Source organism: Belliella filtrata (assembly GCF_022549775.1).
Classification (GTDB): Bacteria; Bacteroidota; Bacteroidia; order Cytophagales; family Cyclobacteriaceae; genus Belliella; species Belliella filtrata.
In genome coordinates this window covers 38,096-59,478 of the sequence record NZ_JAKZGP010000028.1, presented here as the reverse complement: position 1 = coordinate 59,478, position 21,383 = coordinate 38,096, and the positions used below count along the sequence as shown (strand labels likewise).

Below are 21,383 nucleotides of genomic sequence, written 5' to 3'. Positions count from 1 at the left end.
TGAATAACTGAAAACAACGTCAACCCGTTCTCTTAGAGGGCGTAAAGCAAGGAACCGCCGTATACCGAACGGTACGTACGGTGGTGTGGGAGGTCGAAACGGGAATTAATCCCGTTTCTCCTACCCGATTTAGGCAAGCGATTTTATGTCAACTGTTTTATGCCAATCAAAAGTTTAAAATATCTAATTTTATTCATTTCTGTCCTGTCTTTGATTTTCTCTTGTAAAGAGGCGGAAATGGAGGGAATCCCCCATTTTGAGTTGGTAGACAAATCATATACAGGGATAGATTTTAACAATGAACTTGACTATACAGAAAAGTTAAACCCTTATACATTCAGGAATTTTTACAATGGTGGTGGTGTAGCTATAGGTGATATCAATAATGATGGACTGGTAGATATTTTACTTACGGGTAATCAAGTTGAAAATAAACTTTACCTTAACAAGGGAGATTTCCAATTTGAAGATATTACAGCGCAAGCTGGATTGGCAGGAAAAGGCATCTGGTCTACAGGAGTAAGTATGGCGGATGTTAATGGGGATGGTTTTGTTGATATTTTTATTTGTAAGTCTGGGCCTTTAGAAGTAAATGAACGCTTTGAAGGTAAACGACACAACGAACTCTTTATCAACAATGGGGATTTAACTTTTACCGAAATGGCTGAAGCCTATGGTCTTGCAGATGTTGGGCTATCTCAACATGCTGTTTTTTTTGATTATGATGGCGATGGTGATTTGGATATGTATTTATTGAGCAATTCTCCTAGATCGGTTGGTATCAATGATCTTAGGGAAGGGCAAAGAGAAGTTCGTGATCCTTTTGGAGGCAACAAGCTATACAGAAATGATGGGGAGAAATTCCGTGATGTAAGTGAAGAGGCTGGAATCTATGGGAGTGCAATTGGCTATGGCTTGGGTGTCACTGTAGCTGATATAAACAAGGATGGATGGCCTGACTTGTACGTATCCAATGATTTTTTTGAGAAAGATTATCTTTATATCAATAATGGTGATGGCACTTTTGATGAACGCCTCGAGGCTATGATGACCGAGATCAGTATGGGGTCCATGGGTGCGGATATTGCAGATCTGGATAATGATGGTTGGCCTGATATCTTTGTAACTGAAATGTTGCCTTCAGATTTGCAAAGGGTAAAAACAAAAACACCTTTTGAGGAGTGGGATAAATATCAGACAAATGTAAAAGCAGGATATTTTCACCAATTTACAAGAAATACCCTTCAAAGAAATTTAGGATTCAAACCTAAGGCTCAAGAGGTTCATTTTGCTGAGGTTGCAAGGTTTGCAGGTGTGCATTCTACAGATTGGAGTTGGGGAGCTTTGATTTTTGATGTAGATAATGATGGATTGAGGGATATTTTTGTAGCAAATGGCATTGTAAAGGATCTCACAGATTTTGATTATGTTGATTACTATGTCAATAATCAGAACCTTATATCTCAATATAAAAAGGATTCTGTACTACTCACCAAGATGATAGATCAATTCCCCTCAGTTCCACAAAGAAATTTTTTGTTCAAAAATAAAGGTGGTTTTCACTTTGAAGATATTGCGGATCGCATGGGCATGGATCAACTTACTTTTTCTACAGGGGCTGCCTATGCTGACCTTGATAATGATGGAGATTTAGATTTGGTGATCAATAATCTTAATGAGGAGGTGTCTATTTTTAGAAACAATGCCAATCATATTTCCAGAAATAACTTTTTGCAGCTTGACCTTGGAAGTTACTTTGGGACTAAAGTATCTATTTTTGCTGGCGAACAATCGTACTATGGTGAGCATTTTCCAGTAAAGGGGTATATGTCTTCAGTCGATCACCGCATGCAGTTTGGCTTAGGGAAATATCTTCAAATTGACTCATTGATAATAGATTGGCCGCATGGAAATAAGGAGATTTTTCAAAATATTGAAGTAAATCAATTGGTGAAATTGAGACCAGGAGATGGGGTAATTGTGGGTGGTATTGTTCAGACTAGACAAAAAAATCAAACGTTATTCCAGTTGTCGCCACAGCAGATTGTATGGAGACATAAGGAAAGCGAATTTGTAGATTTTGATAAGGAACGATTGAGATTTCACATGATTAGCAATGAGGGTCCTAGAATCGCCGTTGGTGATCTGAATGCGGATGGATTAGATGATCTTGTGTTGCCTGGTGCCAAAGGGCAAGCTACAACAATTTGGACCCAAACCAGAAGTGGGGAATTTGAATTGGTTCAGGAGTTTATAGAAGATACGCAAGCGGAAGATGTTGAAGCATTATTGTTTGATGCCAATGGGGATGGTTATTTAGATCTTTACCTGGCATCAGGAAGTATTGAGTATAATCTTAACAGCGATTATTATCAAGACCGCTTATATTTGAATGACCAAAAAGGTAAATTTCTAAAAACTTCCAATCATTTACCAAGAAGAAATGAAAGTACTTCCTTTGTTAAATCATTTGATTATAATGGAGATGGTTACTTAGATTTGATCGTTGGTGGGCGCTCTTTACCTTATGCTTATGGGGTCCCATTGGATGTAAGGTTATTAGAAAATGACGGTGAAGGCAAGTTCCAAGATGTTACAAGTGAAAAGGCGGCTGGCTTTCTTAAGCTTGGTATGACTAGAGATGCTGCGATTGTTGACTTGGATGGAGATGGTGACTTGGAGATAATAATTGTCGGTGACTGGATGCCTATCAAGGTTTTTAAAAACACAACAGGCAAGTATATTGATGTATCGAAAAGTTTTGGTTTGGAAAATACCAACGGTTTATGGAATACCATTTCTGTCTTAGATTTCGATAATGATGGATTTCCAGATTTTATAGTCGGGAATGAAGGTTTGAATTCGCGATTGTTGGCGAGCGAAGCAAGACCGATGAGGTTGTATGTGAATGATTTTGATCAGAACGGAAGTGTGGAACAGATATTAACACAATATGAGGGAGTGAATGCCTATCCTATGGTTCTTAAAAGTCCACTTTTAAAGCAACTCCCTGGCCTTAGGAAAAAGCTGCTAGACTATGATGCTTATAAGGATAAAACGATGGACGATTTATTTTCAAAAGAAATTTTGGAAAAAAGCCTTATTCTTGAGGTTCATACGCTAGCCACACAAATGTTTATCAACAAGAATGGAAAGGCATTTGAAAAAAGTCAACTTCCTCATGAGGTACAATATAGCCCAATCCATGCTATACATGTTGAAAGAAATGAAACCCAAGACTGGGAAATACTTCTAGCTGGAAATCAATCTAAGGTGAAGCCTGAGATAGGGGTCAACATGGGGAGCTATGGTTGGCTAATGAAACAAAGTGGAGATAGTCTAGTAATAGAGATGGCCGATAAGTCAGGCCTCTATGTGACAGGGGAAGTTAGGAGTATACATTCGATTGGTTCCAATAAAGGGAAAAAGTATTTGTTTGCTAGAAACAATCAAGAGATACTTACCTTTGAAAAGTTGAAAGTAAAATGATGAAATTAAAAAATTATGCAGTATTGGTTTTTTTACTTGGGATCACCCTTTTAGCCTCTTGTGAGAGGAAAACCAAGTATGAAATAATCAAGCAAAAAGAGCTGGCGAAAGGAGAAGTACATGAAGATATTTTTCTGGGCTTGACCTTTGGCATGCCAAGAAAAGAGTTTTTTGGAGCATGCTGGGAAATGAATAAAGAAGGAATTTTGATGCAAGGGGCACATAAGCTAATGGTTCAATATAAACCCGAGCTACCTTCTGGAAAGGTGGCGAATATGTTTTTTTATCCGAAATTCGAAGAGGGTAGGATTTTTTATATGCCTGTAGAATTTCAGTATAGAGACTGGTTCCCTACAAATCCTGAGTATAGTTCTGAAAACTTAAGAGATGACGTGGTAGCCTATCTGGAGCAGTTGTATGGGGAAGGCTTTTTCAAAGTGGAGGATTCAAAAGGAGCCTCTGCGATGGTGAAGATAGATGGCAATAGGCTTGTAAGGGTGCATATCAAAAGCCTAAGTGCAGTTAGTGTAGATATTTTGGATATGCGGGTCAAAGATATTAAAGACATTGCCTCATGATCAAGTGGTTTGCTAAACTAATTGTTCTAAGTCTTAATGCTTGTGTTTTTTTTGCATGTCAAAAGGCAAACAAGCAGCAAGATAAGCTGTTTGAGTCTATCCCTGCTTCTCATTCAAAGGTGGACTTTAGAAATGACCTGGCATTTGATGAAGCTTTTAATATTTTCACTTACAGGAATTTTTATAATGGTGGAGGTGTAGCGCTTGGAGATGTGAACGGTGACGGCCTTTTGGACATTTATTTTACCTCCAACCAAGGAGAGAACAAACTATACTTGAATGAGGGTGATTTTGTGTTCAAAGATGTGACGCAGGAAGCTGGTGTAGGTGGTACTCGTGCGTGGAGCACTGGTGCTGTGATGGCTGATGTCAATGGAGATGGTTTACTTGATATTTATGTCTGCAATTCAGGAGATCTAAAAGGTGATAACAAGCAAAATGAACTTTTTATCAATAATGGAGATGGCACATTTACAGAAATGGCAGAGGCTTATGGTCTGGCGGATCAAGGGTATTCTACCCATGCGGTCTTTTTTGATTTTGATAATGACGGTGATCTTGACATGTATTTACTCAACAACAGCTATACTGCAATAGGAAGCTTCAACAAAATGCAAAATGAAAGACCTAGAAGGGATGAAGTAGGGGGAGATAAGCTTTTTAGAAATGACAATGGAAAATTTGTGGATGTCTCAGAAGAGGCTGGAATCTATGGTAGTCTGATTGGTTTTGGTTTGGGTATTACCATTGGAGATGTGAATCAAGATGGATGGATGGATATCTTCATTTCCAATGACTTTTTTGAAAAGGACTATCTCTATATCAATAATCAGGACGGAACCTTTACCGAAGGCTTGGAAGCATATATGCCGTCAATCAGTGCCAATTCGATGGGTGCAGATATTGCTGATCTGAATAATAATGGATATTTGGACATATTCGTAACAGACATGCTTCCTGAGCCTATGGATAGGCTAAAGCAGGTAATGACTTTTGAGAATTGGGATAAGTTTCAATTCAATGTAAAGCATGGATACTATAAACAGTTTAACAGAAACATGCTTCATGTCAACAACGGGGATGGGACATTCTCTGAATTGGGCAGAATGACCAATATGGAAGCAACTGATTGGAGTTGGGCGGCTTTGTTTTTTGATATGGATAATGACGGCAACAAAGATGTGTTTGTGGCCAATGGAATCTATCAAGATATCACAGACTTAGATTATTTGAACTTTATTGACAATGAAGATACCAAGCGCAAGATCATATCCCAACAGGGTGTCAATTACAAGGCCCTAGTAGACCCGATTCCTGTGACTCCAGTTGCTAACTATGCATTCAAGAATCATGGGGATTTGAATTTTACCAATGTAATTCATGAATGGGGAATGGGTGATCCTATTCACTCCAACGGTTCAGCTTATGGCGATCTTGATAATAATGGGACTTTGGATTTGGTGATCAACAATGTAAATGCTCCAGCACTGATATATAAAAATAAGAGCGATTCTTTTTACCCAGATCGTCACTACCTGCAGATTCAGCTCAATGGCAAAGGTTCAAACACCCATGCCATAGGCACACAAGTAAGGTTAACTTCTGGAGATCAGGTTTTTTATCAAGAAATGATGCCAAACAGAGGCTTTCAATCTTCTGTAGATCCAAAATTGACCTTTGGTTTGGGGAAAGTAAATAAACTGGATCAAGTTCAGGTACGTTGGCCTGATGGGAAAGTCACCTTACTGGAAGATGTTCCAGCTGACCAACTTCTCGATTTGAAATGGGAAGAAGCAACGATGCTCACAGATTTTGATTTTTTTACAAATTCGAGTGCTCACATCTTTGAAAAGCTGAATGCTGATCAATGGTTAGATTTTGAACATACCGAAAATCAATTTGTGGATTTTGATCGAGATAGGCTTACATATCACATGCATTCTACAGAAGGACCTGCCTTTGCAGTAGGCGACTTCAATGGAGATGGTCTTGAAGATGTTTTTATTGGAGGTGCCAAAGGCTTCGAAGGGCAGCTTTTTGTGCAAAATACTCAAGGAAGGTTCAGAAGGTTAGATACAGAGGTGTTTGAAGAGGACAAAAATGCAGAAGATACTGATGCCATTTTCTTTGATGCCAATGGGAACGGATACTTAGATCTCTTTGTAGCATCTGGTAGCAACGAAGCATCCTTCAGCTCTATGGATTTGGCAGATCGATTGTACATCAATGATGGTAAGGGAAGATTTGTCAAATCCAAAACAAGTGGGTTGGAATCCATGAGGCATAGTTCCTCTGTAGTGAAGCCAATAGATATCAATGGTGATGGTGCAATGGATTTGTTTGTAGGAGGGCGATTAGTGCCCTTTGTCTATGGAGTCAATGCAAGTTCTTACATTTTGGTCAATGATGGGAAAGGAAAATTTTCAGATCAGACAAGTCAATATGCTCCAGTATTGAAAGAGATTGGACTTGTGACTGATGCCGCTGTCGTTGATGTTGACCAAGATGGGAAAGAAGAGTTGATTTTGGTAGGGGAATGGATGGCTCCTACTATTTTGAAGGACATGGGAGGGAAGTTTGAAAAGCATGAATCTTCTATGTTTGATGGATACAAAGGTTGGTTTAGAAAGATTGCTGTTGGTGACTTTAACAATGACGGAATGCCTGATTTTGTACTTGGAAATCATGGGTTGAATTCAAGGTTTAGGCCAAGTTCAGAAGCTCCAATCAAAATGTTTATAAACGATTTTGATCAAAATGGGACCGTGGAGCAAATCTTCTCCCAGCTACAAGAAGGGAAGCATGTGCCTTTTACGCTGAAACATGAATTAGAGAAACAAATCCCAAGTATCAAAAAGAAGTACCTGAAGTATAGCAATTACAACAAAGAATCACTTGAAGATATATTTGATAGCAAGGCTTTATCAAATGCTGTAGTTCAGGAGTTTAATTATGCACCTTCAGCTGTGATGATCAATCAGGGAAATGGGGAATTTGATATAAATCCTCTTCCAAGAATGGCTCAGCGTTCGTGGGTTTTTGCCATTGAGATCTTGGATATAGATGGAGATGGTAGCTTGGACTTGATCCTAGGAGGGAATCTCTATGGTGCAAAGCCAGAAGCTGGTCAATATGATGCTAGCTATGGTGAAGTGTTGTTTGGTCAAGGTGACGGTACATTTAGATATGCTGAAAACCATAGCCATGGACTTCAGATTCATGGTCAAGTAAGGGGCTTTCATGTTTTCAGCCAGGGGAGAAATAGAAAATTGTTGGTAGTGAAAAATAATGATAAAGCAGGATGGTGGAAGTTTTGATGAAAAGTAAAAGCTTACGACATAATTATTGCCAATCTCTGATCCTTTTATTAGGTTTATTCTTAGTGTCTTGTGAAAAATCTACTGAAGATAAAAGATTTACTTTGCTTCCCTCTTCCCATACAGGTGTCACTTTTAGCAATGAATTGGTTTCCGATGAGCAGCTGAATATTCTAGAGTACTTGTACTTCTACAATGGTGGAGGAGTTGCTTTGGGAGATGTTAATAATGACGGTTTGTTAGATATTTATTTCACGTCGAATCAAGGAGAAAACAAGCTTTATCTCAACAAAGGAAATTTTCAATTTGAAGATATCACCAGTCAAGCCAATGTTGATGGAGGAGGTGGATGGTCTACAGGAGTGGCCATGGCGGATGTCAATGGGGATGGGCTTCTGGATATTTATGTATGTCAAGTAGGTGGATACAAAAATATCAGAGGTAAAAATAAATTATATATCAATCAAGGCGATTTGACTTTCAAAGAAGAAGCGGAGGTATATGGGTTGGATTTTGAAGGATTTTCTACCCACGCCGTATTTTTTGACTATGATCAAGATGGGGATCTGGATTTATACTTACTCAATCATTCAATCAAAAAACCAGAGGTATTTGCCCATGCAGACACCAAGTTTATAAATCAAGACCTGAGAGGAGGGGATAAACTGTTTCAAAGTCAGGTTGCACAAGGGTCTAATAGGATGATAGAGGTTACCGAAGAGGCTGGGGTTCTTTCAAGTAGCTTAGGTTTTGGTTTGGGTGTGGGTATAGGAGACGTCAATGGCAATGGCTGGCTAGATATATATGTGTCCAATGATTTTACGGAAGATGACTACTTGTATTTGAATCAAGGAGATGGAACTTTCAAGGAATCTTTGAAAGAAATGATAAGTCATACAAGCAGATACAGTATGGGAAACGATCTAAATGACCTAAATAATGATGGTTTTCCAGAGGTTTTTACAACTGATATGCTTCCTGAAAATCCAGAGATTTGGATGAAATCAATAGGAGAGGATAAGCAAGAAGTATATGAGGTGAAAAAGAAATTTGGCTATGGGGATCAATATGTGAGAAATCACCTTCAATTGAACGTAAAGGGGAAAAGGTTTGCTGAAGTTGGTTTGCTTACTCAAACTTTTGCCACAGATTGGAGCTGGTCTCCCTTGATTTTTGATATGGATAATGATGGGTTGAAAGATATTCATGTTACCAATGGAATTGTAAAAAGACCAAATGATTTGGATTTTGTGCAATATAGTCAGGCAGCAGATGCTTCTCTCACTGAGCATGAGTTGTATGAAAAGCTCATCAAGATGCTGCCCAGTATGAAGCTGGCCAATTATGTTTTCCGACAAACTGGGGGACTAGAATTTGTTCAAATGGCTGAATCTTGGGGTTTAGATCAACTCTCTTATTCCTCGGGCTCAGCCTATGGGGACTTAGACAATGACGGAGCTTTGGACTTGGTGATCAACAACATTGATCAAGAGGCATTCATCTATAGAAACAATACAGCAAAGATCGATAGCGCCAATTACATAGCAATAACCTTGCAGCAGGATGGTTTTAATGTCTTTGGTATTGGAGCAAAAGTAATGGTGGAGACAGATCAGGGAGAGCAATACCAGTTGATAAGCCCTTCAAGAGGATTTCAATCATCGAGCACAAACCTTGCCCATTTTGGACTTGGGAAATCAAATGTGATCAAACAAGTACAAGTCCAATGGAATTACGATGAGGTAGAGCGATTTGATGACATAGCAATTAATCAAAGACTAATACTTCAAAAGGGAAAAGGACGACCCTTAAGTCCCCTAAAAGAGGATGAATCAAAAAAGACAGAGGATTTCTTTTCAACTTTCCCATGGAATCATGAGGAGAATACAGCGTATGATGATATGCGTAGGGAATATCTTCTGCCCAGAAAGTACTCTACCGAAGGTCCTGCCCTGGCTGTAGGTGATGTCAACGGAGACGGCCTAGAGGATGTCTACTTTGGAGGAGCCAAAGGACAAGCTAGTAAGTTGTTTCTTCAAACGAAATCTGGGGATTTTGTTGAAAAAAGCAATCCGATTTTTGATCAAATGACACCAGGAGAAGATGTAGTTGCCCAATTTATAGACCTAAATGGCAATGGATTTTTGGACCTATATGTTGGAAGTGGAGGATATGAGCACTCACAAGGACATTTATACAATACTGATCGGGTGTTTTTCAATGATGGGAATGGGAATTTTAGTTTTTCTCCAAATTCACTACCACCAATTGGCGAAAACACCTCATCTATAGCCATACATGATGTGAATAAAGATGGAGCGCCTGACATTTTTGTAGCAAGTGCTGTCGTAACAGGGAATTATGGAGCAAAGCCCAAGAGCTATTTACTGATCAATGACGGCAATGGGAATTTTACAGATCAAACAGAAAAGTTTTTCGGTGACAATCCTGATTTTGGAATGATTCAATCGGCACATTGGCAAGAGTTGGGTGCTGATGACCACTTGAGCCTAATTTTGGCAGGTGAGTGGTCTGATGTGCAGATTTGGAAACAGTCCGAGGACTTGACATTCCAAATAGCCCAGCATAATATACCAACTGGAATGTATTTGGTGGCGGATGAATTGGGGGGTTGGAAAAATCAGCCAGTTATTTTTTTAGGCAATATGGGATTGAATTCAAAATGGAAGGCAAGTAAAGAAAAGCCATTGTGGCTGTATCACCATGACTTTGATGAAAACGGACAAGAGGATCCATTGGTTTTTCACTACATGAAAGATTTACTTGTCCCTTTTGGGTCAAGGGATGATTTGATCAAACAGGTTCCAGCCGTGAAAAAAAAGCATGCTAGTTATCTAGAATATTCAAAAATTCAGAAGCCAGAGGATGTGTTTGGCAAAGATAAGATAGATGCAGCTCGGAAGTTTCAAGTGACCAATATGGCGTCTGGATTATACTTCGTTGCAGATGGTGAGTTTGTTTCGTTACCTTTGGAAGGTCAATTTGGACCAGTACAATCAGTGTACAGTTGGAAAGAAGCAGATTATCTGAATTTGGTAGTAGTCGGTGGGTTTGATAATTACAGGAATGACCTAGGCAAATCGAGTGCCTTGTCTATGGCTTTTTTCCAAATGGATAAAGACGGGAATTGGATACAAAGTCAGCTTATTCCTGAGATTTCAGGACAATTTAGGGTATTGACGCAACTGAATATCAATCAAAGCCCACATTTGATTGGTCTAAGGAACAATGATTCACCTGTTATCATTAGTTTAGAAAAGCTAAAAGATCGATTTGCCAAAATATAAAGGAATGTTTAGATTTACTTATTATTGAGTTTCAAATATATGCTACAAGCCCGAAATATAACCGCTTTGCTTGCCTTGATGATAGTCTTTTTCTCCTGTCAGGAAAAAGACTATTTTAACCTAATACAAGATGGTAGCTATCAATTTGCTGCGCAAGATCAGCTTACGGAGATAATCATTCATGATATTTTTTCCCCTCCAGTAGCTAGTCGGATTTATGCCTATCCTTCTATTGCAGCTTATGAAGTAGCGGTCTTGGCAGGTGATGATTACCTGTCTTTGATGGGGCAGTTGAATGGTTTTGAAAAGGCAGACTTTGATGTACCTGAAGATGTATATTTTCCTTTAGCAGCACTTGCCGCTTACTATAAAGTTGGAACATTGCTCATTTTTTCAGAAGAACTCATGAATGAGCATAAAGAATCATTTTATAAGTCTCTCAAAAGTAAGGGACTACCTGATCGTGTATTTGAAGCTTCACTCACTTTAGGTGAGCAGGTGGCGGATCATGTAATTGCCTATTCTAAAAAGGATAATTATGCTCAAAGCAGGTCTTTTGAAAAATACAGCTTGACGGATAATCCCAATGCTTGGCAACCTACTCCTCCCATGTACATGGAGGGTCTCGAGCCACACTGGAACAAAATCAGGCCATTTGTAATGGAGCGACCTGATCAGTTTAAGTCTTTGCCACCGACTACCTTTAGCACAGAAGTAGGCTCTGACTTCTATAGAGAAGCGGAGGAAGTTTTTTCCACGGTAAGAAACCTCACCAAGGAGCAAAGCGATATTGCCTACTTCTGGGATTGCAATCCTTACAAAGTGAATGTAAAAGGTCACGTGATGTTCGCAGAGAAAAAGATTACGCCAGGTGGACACTGGATGGGAATTGCCGCTATTGCTTCAATGACTGCAAAGCAAGACTGGCGTGCTGCCGCAGAAACTTTGGCGATGACAAGTATTGCTTTATTTGATGGATTCATTGCATGTTGGGACGAAAAGTACAGGTCTGTTTTGATCCGGCCAGAGACCTATATCAACAAGTACATAGATGAAGAGTGGTTGCCAGTATTACAGACACCTCCATTTCCTGAATACACCTCGGGACATAGTGTGGTTAGTAATGCGGCAGCTGAAACTTTGACATGGCTTCTAGGTGATGGTTTCCATTTTGTAGATTCAACAGAAGTTGCATTTGGATTGCCTATCAGGGAGTTTGAATCATTCCGGTTGGCAGCAGATGAGGCAGCAATCAGTCGGCTGTATGGAGGGATCCATTATATGCCAGCCATAGTTCATGGCTCTACCAAAGGCAAAAAGTTAGGGGAATACTTTGTGCAGAAAGTACAAAGTAGAAAAGAACAAATAGCTGTGAAGTAAATTAATCAATTTGATAGTTGAATCTTCAATTTTTCAAAGACCTTATTAAGTGTATTTGATGGGTGAAATTATAGACCTAAGTCAAGAGATATATTCTGGAATGCCTGTTTTCAATGGGCTACCAAAGGTTCATATCAGTGTATTTGCAACGCATGAGCAGTGGGAAGGAAAACCGAATCCAAAGACTGCTACGCCAAGTGTGAATAAGCTTGAATTTGGCGAACATACAGGCACTCATGTTGACGCGCTAAATCATATGGGGATCAAATATGTAGGACAATCTATCGAGACCATGCCACTGTCCATGTTTTATACCAAAGGAATTTGTTTGGATTTTTCACATAAGAACCTGAAAGAGCTTATAGAACCTGAAGAAATTAAAATTGCATGCAAACAGGCAAAAGTTAAAATCAAAAAGGGAGATACAGTTTTGTTTTACACTGATCATTACAGGAAACACTTTGGTACTGATGAATGGGGTAATGGCCCAGGGCTATCCGTTGCCGCTTCAAGATGGTTAGGGGAAAAGAAAATTTCAGCATTTGGTGTTGAGACCATGTCTCCTGGAGTACCTAAAGTCTCAAATAGAGAAGTTCATCAAATTTGTGGAGAGCTAGGGTTTACCCATTACGAAAACATGATAAATCTTCACAAACTCATAAAGAGAGGTCGTTTCCGTTTTATTGCATTGCCTTTAAAGATTAGAGGAGGTACGGGTTCGCCAGTTCGCGCAGTAGCTATTTTTGAATAGATTTTTGTCGTTGTTAGGATCCGATATTAGGGTGATTATTTTTTTCAGCAAAACATAGAAGGCTTTTTGTGGTGATTAATTTGTGTATTGACAGCAAGCGGATTGATTGGTCTAATAATGAATCATTTTATCACTATGTAGACAAATTCTAATATTCACCCTATTTTTGTGAAACATTAGATTTGATTATACATGGACTTGATACTTGAGCACTTTCCCAACCTGACTGAAAAGCAAAAAGAGCAGTTTGCAAAACTTAAAGACCTTTATATTGACTGGAATGAAAAGATCAATGTGATCAGTAGAAAAGACATGGATCAATTTTATGAAAGGCATGTCCTTCATTCATTGGGTATTGCCAAAGTGATGCAGTTTCAGCCAGGAACCAAAGTATTGGATATCGGTACAGGAGGAGGTTTTCCAGGTATTCCGCTTGCTATTCTTTTTCCCGATACGCATTTTCATTTGGTGGATTCAATAGGTAAAAAAATCACCGTGGTCAAAGACGTGGCAAAGCAACTTAAACTTTCAAATGTGGAAGCTCAGCAAGCCCGGGCTGAAAGCTTGGTCAGGAAGTATGATTTTGTAGTTAGTCGTGCAGTGACAAGGTTTACCAACTTTTTCCCATGGGTCAAAGGCAAATTCAAAAAGGAGGATTTTAATGAGTTTCCAAACGGAATTCTTTTGCTCAAAGGTGGAGATGTCGATGAAGAGATGGAAGAGAGAAATGTTGGATATGTTACTTACCATTTAGAGGATTACTTTAAAGGCGAATTTTTTGATACCAAAAAAGTGGTTTACGTACCTTGGGAGGGAAAGAGGTAGTACGCTTGTTTTTAGTGTTTTAAGTTCCGTTATTCAAATTACAAGGTTGAAAAATTTCTATTTTTTCAACCTTGTAATCTCAAAACTTTCTAAATTTTCCCTATTTTTTTCTCATACAAATTTATCCAATACTTTGCCCACTTGAGCAGATGTTTGTTAACTTAGATCTCCCAAAATTAAAGCGTTTGTATGTATATCATTTTTGATACCGAGACCACTGGATTACCAAGGAGTTATGATGCGCCAATGGCAGCAGATGATAACTGGCCACGATTAGTTCAGGTTGCCTGGCAGCTTCATGATGCCAAGGGGAAGCTGATTTCTAATAAAAACTATATCATCAAACCTGAAGGCTTTACTATCCCTTACAATGCGGAGAAGGTTCACGGGATTTCTACAGATCGTGCTTTGAAAGAAGGACATGATTTGGCAGAAATTTTAGCGATTTTTGACAAGGATGTAGCCAAGGCAGATTTTGTAGTCGGCCACAATATCGGGTTTGATATCAATGTGATGGGTTCTGAATTTCTTCGAAAGGAAGTTCCTATGCACTTGCCAGAGAAGAAGCCGCTTGATACCAAGGATATTTCGACAGACTTTTGTGCGATCCCCGGTGGAAGAGGTGGTAAATTCAAATGGCCCACACTCACTGAGTTGCACAAAAAGCTCTTTGGCGTTGGCTTTGATGATGCGCATGACGCAGCCTATGATGTGGATGCTACTGCCAAATGTTTCTTTGGACTGATCACTGCGGGAGTGCAGCCTCCTATCGAAGGGCTTGCCATTCAGGATGTGATATATGAAGCCCCCAAGCTTGAAGAAGCAAACTTTGCTGCAGCAAAGGATGAAACTAAGCAAGCAGCAAAAGATGTATTGAGGGCAGCTGGAAGAGCAGATATCTCCGATATGGTTGATGTGCCATTTGCCCACCTCCATGTGCATACTCAATACTCCATTCTACAAGCGACATCAGAAATACCTGCACTAGTAGCTCGAGCCAAAGAGCTCAATATGCCTGCAATCGCCATGACAGATCATGGTAACATGATGGCAGCATTTCATTTTGTAAGAGAAGCATTAGCCAAAGAAATAAAGCCTATCGTTGGATGTGAGTTTTTTTTGACGAGAGATAGGAAAAACAAATCTCAAAAAGATGATGGATATCAGACCGTCCTACTTGCTAAAAATAAAACTGGTTATCATAACCTCGCAAAGTTGGCTTCCTATGCCAATATTGAAGGATTTTACTATGTGCCAAGGATTGATAAAGAGATCCTAGTACAGTATAAATCAGATATTATAGCAACCACAGGCGGGCTTTGGGGAGAGATCCCGTTTTTGATACTGAATGTAGGAGAAACACAGGCAGAAGAGGCTTTCGTGTGGTGGAAGGAGCAATTTGGAGAGGATTTCTACGTCGAGCTCAATAGACATGGGATACCCGAAGAAGAAAAAGTGAATGAAGTCTTGCTTCAGTTTGCAAGAAAGTATGGGGTAAAGTATTTTGCTGCAAACAATACCTATTATAATACAAAAAATGATGCCAAAGCCCATGATATTTTGTTATGTGTAAAAGATGGAGAGCTGGTTGAAAAGCCTAAAAAGTATATTGGCAAGCGGGGCAGAGAGTACAGGTATGGTTTTCCAAATGATGAATTTTACATCAAGTCTCCAGAGGAGATGAAGAAGCTTTTTGCAGATCTTCCTGAGGCGATTTCTTGTACGCATGAGATAGTTGAGAAAATAGAAAGCTATAAGCTGGCTAGGGAAGTTTTGCTACCTAAGTTTGACATTCCAGAAGAATTTCGAGATCCTCAAGATGATCAAGATGGAGGGAAAAGAGGTGAAAACGCTTTCCTTAAGCATTTGACTTATGAAGGAGCTAAGAAAAGATATCCAGTAATTACAGATGAGATCAAAGATCGATTGGATTTTGAATTGAAGACAATCGAAATGACTGGATACCCAGGATACTTCCTGATCGTACAGGATTTTATTTCGGCAGCAAGAGACTTGGGCGTATCAGTTGGGCCTGGGCGGGGATCGGCAGCTGGCTCAGCTGTAGCTTATTGTACGGGTATTACCAATGTGGATCCTATAGCATATGACCTCCTTTTTGAGAGATTTTTGAATCCTGATAGGGTTTCCTTACCTGATATTGATATAGATTTTGATGATGAGGGAAGGCAGCGTGTGATTGACTATGTGATCAACAAATATGGATCCAATCAAGTAGCACAAATCATTACCTACGGTACCATGGCTGCCAAGTCAGCTATTAGGGATACCGCTAGGGTTCTCAACCTGCCACTTTCTGATGCAGATAGGTTGGCGAAGTTGGTGCCTGATATAAAATTGAAGGCACTGTTTGAACTCTCAAAAGATAGGGCCAAACTTTCTGCAAAGTTGAAAGGAAACGGGGAAGACTTGGGCAAAGCAGATGAATTGATCAGGATTTCTAGAGGAAATGATGAATCATCCAAGACAATTAACCAAGCCAAAGTACTGGAAGGATCTGTACGGAATACGGGGATTCACGCCTGTGGTGTGATCATTACTCCTGATGATATTACCAATTTTGTTCCAGTTGCGCTAGCCAAAGATTCAGACATGGTCTGCACACAGTTTGATAACTCTGTCGTAGAAAGTGCAGGACTATTGAAGATGGACTTTTTGGGATTGAAGACACTTACTTTGATCAAAGATGCTGTCAAGATTGTAAAAGAGCGCCATGATATCTTACTAGATCCTGACAATTTTCCAATCGATGATTTGAAGACTTATGAGCTTTTTCAGCGTGGGGAGACAGTCGGCATATTTCAGTATGAATCCCCCGGTATGCAAAAGTACATGCGGGAATTGAAGCCTACGGTTTTTGCGGATTTGATAGCTATGAACGCCTTGTATAGGCCAGGCCCATTGGAATATATACCTTCTTTCATCAAAAGAAAGCATGGTCTTGAACCGATCACCTACGATCTGGATGACATGCAAGAGTATCTGGAGGAAACTTATGGGATTACAGTATATCAGGAGCAGGTGATGCTCTTGTCTCAAAAGTTAGCAGGATTCACCAAAGGTGAGGCCGATGTATTGAGAAAGGCCATGGGTAAGAAGCAACGGGATGTTCTGGATAAAATGAAGCCGAAGTTTGTCGAGCAAGCGGTATCCAAAGGCCATGATGCTAAAAAATTGGAGAAGATTTGGAAAGACTGGGAAGCATTTGCCTCTTACGCTTTTAACAAATCCCACTCTACATGCTATGCTTGGATTGCTTACCAGACTGCCTACCTGAAGGCTCATTATCCAGCTGAGTACATGGCTTCTGTATTGAGCAATAACATGAACGATATCACTCAAGTTACCTTTTTTATGGAAGAGTGTAAGCGTATGGGGATACCTGTACTTGGGCCAGATGTCAATGAGTCTAAAAACAGCTTTACAGTAAACAAAGAGGGGCAGATTCGCTTTGGGATGGTTGCTATCAAAGGAGTGGGTGGGGCAGCAGTTGATGCCATAGTGGAAGAGCGAGAGAAAAAAGGTAAGTTTCCAAATATCTTTGAGTTTTGTAAGCGAGTAGGAGCCAAAGCACTCAATAAGAAAACGCTAGAATCTTTGGCCATGGCTGGAGGATTTGATTGTTTTCCACAGCATCATAGAAGACAATATCTGGAAGCAGCTGATGGCGATATAAATTTGCTTGAAAAAGCTGTGAAATATGCGCAAAAAGTGCAGCAAGAAGCGGATAGTTCACAAGTGAGTTTATTTGGTGGAAGTGGAGGGATGGAAGTACCTTTACCTACAGTCAACGCCATAGAGCCATTCAGTCAACTGCAGGCTTTGAACATTGAAAAAGAAGTAGTGGGACTCTATATCTCCGGACACCCATTGGATCAATTTAGGGTGGAAATAGAATCATTTACCAATACCCCCATGACCGATTTCAATAACATGGATCTCCTTAGAACAAAAGGTGATATCAAAGCCGCTGGTATGGTGACTTCTTTTGCTCATAGGACGACAAAGACTGGTAAGCCATTTGGGACTCTTACGATAGAAGATTACCATGGGGGACATACATTCTTCATCTTTGGTGAAGACTATATCAAGTTCAAAGAGTACTTTATGACAGGGTGGTTTCTGTATATCAATGGATCAGTTCATCCAAACAAATGGAAAGAGGGGGAGTTTGAATTTAAGATCAATAGCATGTCTTTACTCAATGAGGTCAGAGGAAGGATGGTCAAAGGATTGAGGATTAACATAGACTTAGATGATTTGACCTTGGATTTGATGGAAAAATTGGAGAAAATTACCGATAAGTATAAAGGCGACGCAAAGCTCTACATCAATGTAATAGACACCAAAGAGAACATCACCCTTGACCTGATGTCAAAAAGATTCAAAGTAGACCCTTCCAATGAAATGATCCAAGAACTAGGAACCCTGCCAGAAGTAGTCTATCAGATCGTCTGATAATAGGATGATAAAGTAAAAAGGATACGGGAGAAAAAATGAAATGAGTAAAAGTATAGATTGGTAGAATTGACTATCAGTTTATCGATTTTGGATTGGAGTGAGATGTAAGAGTAGTGTGATTGACATCCGCTAAAAGTAGAGTGAGTCATATCTTAAAATAGTGCATGTACCTTGAGCACAATAGATCGTCTAAACTATGAAAAACATATTCTTATTCATTTTAGTCATAGTGGCGTTTAAGGTTTCTGGACAAAATCACTATATTGGGCTAAAGGGAGGGGTTAGCTCAACTAATATTGCTTCAACTGACGTTTTTAGTGATTCTGAAGCTAGATTAGGCCTGTCAGCTGGGTTGACATATGAATATTTATCAAATAAACATTTATCATTTGGGGCAGATTTGATTTACAATCAACGAGGTTTTACAATCGAAACTCCTTTTACCGACAGCCAAGGGAATCTTACAGGTGATAGTTATATCTCAATATTTGAGTATGATTATGTTTCAGTGCCCATAAAGGTTGGATTTAATATAGGAACTGTTCTTTATGGTTTTGCGAATATTGGTGTAGTTCCATCTTTGCTTTTAGATGCTAAGCACACGGTACCAATATACTTTGAGGAAGGTAAGTTTGTCGAAAATAAAACATTGGATGTGACTGATACTGTCTCAAAGTTTGATTTCGCAGGATTGGTGGAGATTGGTGGGGGGTATAAAATTAGTATGCGAACTTCACTATTCACTTCTCTTTCATATCAACATAGTTTCACGTCAATCACGAATTCTTCTTATTTTGCAAATAATAATATTAGACATATTGGGATAAATTTCATTACAGGACTGAAATTTGCCCTATGAAAAATAACTGTCTTTGGAAATATGCCTTTGAAATTATAATTCTCAGTCTATTACCTTCAATCATCAAGCTATAATCAAAAACCTCTCTCAATTGAACTTATTGGAGCTGAATTGAATTTAGTATTATATTCGAAAATCGAAAACTTATAAACAGATATATAAAATGGCAAAAGCAATTGAAATTACTGATTCAAATTTTGAAGAAATCATGAAATCAGAGCAGCCTATCCTAGTGGATTTTTGGGCTGAATGGTGTGGACCTTGTAAAATGATCGGCCCAGTAGTCGAAGAGCTAGCGGGAGATTATGAAGGCAAAGCGGTAGTGGGTAAGGTAGACGTAGATGCGAATCCAGCTGTTGCAGCTCAATTCGGTATCAGAAGTATCCCTACGCTTTTGTTCTTCAAAGATGGTCAAATCGTAGACAAGCAAGTTGGAACTACTGCAAAATCAGTATTGGCTCAAAAGCTTGATGCACAATTGTAAAACAATGATTTTGAAGCTTTCATGACGAATGGCATCATACAAAAAAAATAAGCCCTCAGAGGGCTTATTTTTTTGGATGCTTGCTTCAAAGCCGACTTCATTAATGATTTTTGTAAAGATGTGGTTTAACAACCAAAAGGAGCTTATTGTAAAATTAAATATTTCTTTTGAGTCAATATCCAATAATGTCAAATATCAATTAATATCTGATTCTCAAAAATCAACTTTTTTAAGCAGTTTGCTTGGCTGTCAAAGGAGATTTTTTTACGCATCTTAAAGCGTTTTATTTAAGTTTGAAACACCACCAGAAACGATAAATTTCATGATGTCAGAGCTACTGACATTTTGTAGAATTCGCACATTTTGCCTAGGTACTAGGTATAAGTTCCCAGAGAAATTATAGCTATGTGGGAAATAGATTGCAACAAGCTCATCTTCTTCCAAAACACTCAAATCATCTTGTGTAATAAAGCCCATTCTTGACATCCCTTCTGACAACTTTACTACCACAGGGGTGTTGAACTTTTTCTTATCCCCAACAAAAGCAGACATCAAATCCTTGATACTCGTGTAAACGATATTTACCAATGGGATTTTGAATATCCACCGCTCGCACATTTCAAACAGGGGCTTGGTAATGAAAAGACTAGCCAGATAGCCTACAAATGTGATAAAAGTAAGCATAATAACAATTCCCAATCCTGGGACTGGAATGGGGATGATGCCATCTAGGAAGTTCAATGTCAAGATGATCAAATAAATCGTCAAGCCAATGGGTACGACAAACAGTAAGCCTCTCAAAAAGAAAGTAATCACTCTTTTATAAGTAAAAGCCATGTGGGGTTTAGTTTAAATATCCTCAAATTTAGGCAATAAAATTGATTGATTATGGTTTTTGGGGAATTGTGAATGATCTTTGCCTATGATTGATCTATAGAGTTAGTGGTATTTGCTATGTTTTCATAATTTAGTGTTCTTGAAAATTAATAATGTTGTGTACTAAGGGTTTCTCAATTACTTGGTTTTCTTTTTTGCTTTGATGCATACATTAGTTATGCATTCTTTATTTTTGCCGAAACCTTAGGTTTAATAAAACCTTAAAAATATATAGTGTTAATTAGATTGCTACATCAAGTTATCATTTAGGTTATATCCGAAACTTATGAATAGAATTACTATTTCTTTTGTGTGTTTTTTGATTTATCTCACTTCCTGCCAATCAACAAAGACTACGGTTAGTCAATATTGTAAAGTCTGTTTGGGGAATGATGATGGTATTATAATTGATGACGTATCGAGTTCTTTGCTTTCATCCATGCAAAATGATGAGCTGTGGGGTATAATGAAATCGGTTTTTGAGAACGAAGGTTTTTCTAATGTATTTGATAGGTATGAGTTAGATTATGAATTTCTAAAGTATAATATCAAAGGGATAGAAAGTCAAGAAGACAGAGAGCAATTAGTACTCAAGTTGGGAATCAAGTATATTCTTAAGCCTTCTGTAATCAGTGCGAGGGATTCGGAAGGTTTTATGTATGATGCTATTGATCCTAATGCAATGAAATACCCCTTCCCAAGAGAAATCCATCCAATCCCTAATAAACCGGAAGAAAATCAATCAATACTACAGTATGAGCTCATAGAGATTTCGTCTGGAGATGTTGTTTACAAAGTGAATTTCATGAATTCAGATTCAGGATTGATTACTGAGGACGGAGATGATTATAATTTTAGTACAGTCATGAAAACTATGCGGTCAGGAACTAAAAAAGCTACAAAATTCACCATTGCAGATTGCAGCTGCCCAAAGAGGAAGTATCTCAAGAGAAGGAAGTTTTGGGAGAAATTAGGATACTAAGGATTTTTTGAGTTTAGAGGTTGTTTTAAATGTTCCCTAGGCCTAGATTGCATCT

At 38.9% G+C, this 21,383-nt stretch carries 12 protein-coding genes; 11 read left to right on the top strand and 1 reads right to left on the bottom strand.

The features are described 5' to 3' along the window. Window positions 1–237 precede the first annotated feature (237 nt). The 10 genes from MM239_RS11720 (at window position 238) to trxA (ending at window position 19,470) form a co-directional block, all read left to right on the top strand. Window positions 238–3,489, top strand: a complete 3,252-nt coding sequence (locus MM239_RS11720; RefSeq protein ID WP_241348430.1) for a VCBS repeat-containing protein — start codon at window positions 238–240, stop codon at window positions 3,487–3,489. Further along, complete coding sequence (locus tag MM239_RS11715; protein ID WP_241348429.1) at window positions 3,486–4,067, top strand: hypothetical protein; 582 nt, start codon at window positions 3,486–3,488, stop codon at window positions 4,065–4,067. Before MM239_RS11720 ends, MM239_RS11715 begins: the two co-directional genes overlap by 4 nt. After that, a complete protein-coding gene (locus MM239_RS11710) occupies window positions 4,064–7,384 on the top strand; it encodes a VCBS repeat-containing protein (protein ID WP_241348428.1) in 3,321 nt (1,106 codons plus the stop codon). The genes MM239_RS11715 and MM239_RS11710 overlap by 4 nt, the downstream gene beginning before the upstream one ends. Next, on the top strand, window positions 7,384–10,692 hold the full coding sequence (locus MM239_RS11705; protein WP_241348427.1) for a VCBS repeat-containing protein: 3,309 nt from the start codon (window positions 7,384–7,386) through the stop codon (window positions 10,690–10,692). The genes MM239_RS11710 and MM239_RS11705 overlap by 1 nt, the downstream gene beginning before the upstream one ends. Before the next feature lie 39 nt (window positions 10,693–10,731). Continuing rightward, entirely contained in the window at window positions 10,732–12,072 is a 1,341-nt protein-coding gene (locus MM239_RS11700; RefSeq protein ID WP_241348426.1) for a vanadium-dependent haloperoxidase, read from the top strand. 58 nt (window positions 12,073–12,130) lie between these two features. Then, a complete protein-coding gene (locus tag MM239_RS11695) occupies window positions 12,131–12,823 on the top strand; it encodes a cyclase family protein (RefSeq protein WP_241348425.1) in 693 nt (230 codons plus the stop codon). Between the two features lie 192 nt (window positions 12,824–13,015). After that, window positions 13,016–13,648 carry a 16S rRNA (guanine(527)-N(7))-methyltransferase RsmG gene (gene rsmG / locus MM239_RS11690; protein ID WP_241297544.1) on the top strand — a complete coding sequence of 211 codons (633 nt, stop codon included), beginning with the start codon at window positions 13,016–13,018 and terminating at the stop codon, window positions 13,646–13,648. 189 nt (window positions 13,649–13,837) lie between these two features. After that, a complete protein-coding gene (gene dnaE / locus MM239_RS11685; RefSeq protein ID WP_241348424.1) occupies window positions 13,838–18,124 on the top strand; it encodes a DNA polymerase III subunit alpha in 4,287 nt (1,428 codons plus the stop codon). Between the two features lie 199 nt (window positions 18,125–18,323). Then, a complete protein-coding gene (locus tag MM239_RS11680) occupies window positions 18,324–18,986 on the top strand; it encodes a porin family protein (RefSeq protein WP_241348423.1) in 663 nt (220 codons plus the stop codon). Between the two features lie 163 nt (window positions 18,987–19,149). Beyond that, window positions 19,150–19,470 carry a thioredoxin gene (gene trxA / locus MM239_RS11675; RefSeq protein WP_241297547.1) on the top strand — a complete coding sequence of 107 codons (321 nt, stop codon included), beginning with the start codon at window positions 19,150–19,152 and terminating at the stop codon, window positions 19,468–19,470. A gap of 273 nt (window positions 19,471–19,743) precedes the next feature. On the opposite strand, the gene MM239_RS11670 is transcribed toward trxA, so the two are convergent. Then, window positions 19,744–20,307, bottom strand: a complete 564-nt coding sequence (locus MM239_RS11670) for a DUF502 domain-containing protein (RefSeq protein ID WP_241348422.1) — start codon at window positions 20,305–20,307, stop codon at window positions 19,744–19,746. Window positions 20,308–20,632: 325 nt separating this feature from the next. On the opposite strand from MM239_RS11670, the gene MM239_RS11665 reads away from it, so the two are divergent. Next, the gene (locus MM239_RS11665) at window positions 20,633–21,328 is read left to right on the top strand and encodes a hypothetical protein (RefSeq protein WP_241348421.1); all 696 of its coding nucleotides are present in this window, start codon (window positions 20,633–20,635) and stop codon (window positions 21,326–21,328) included. The last annotated feature ends 55 nt before the right edge of the window (window positions 21,329–21,383 follow it).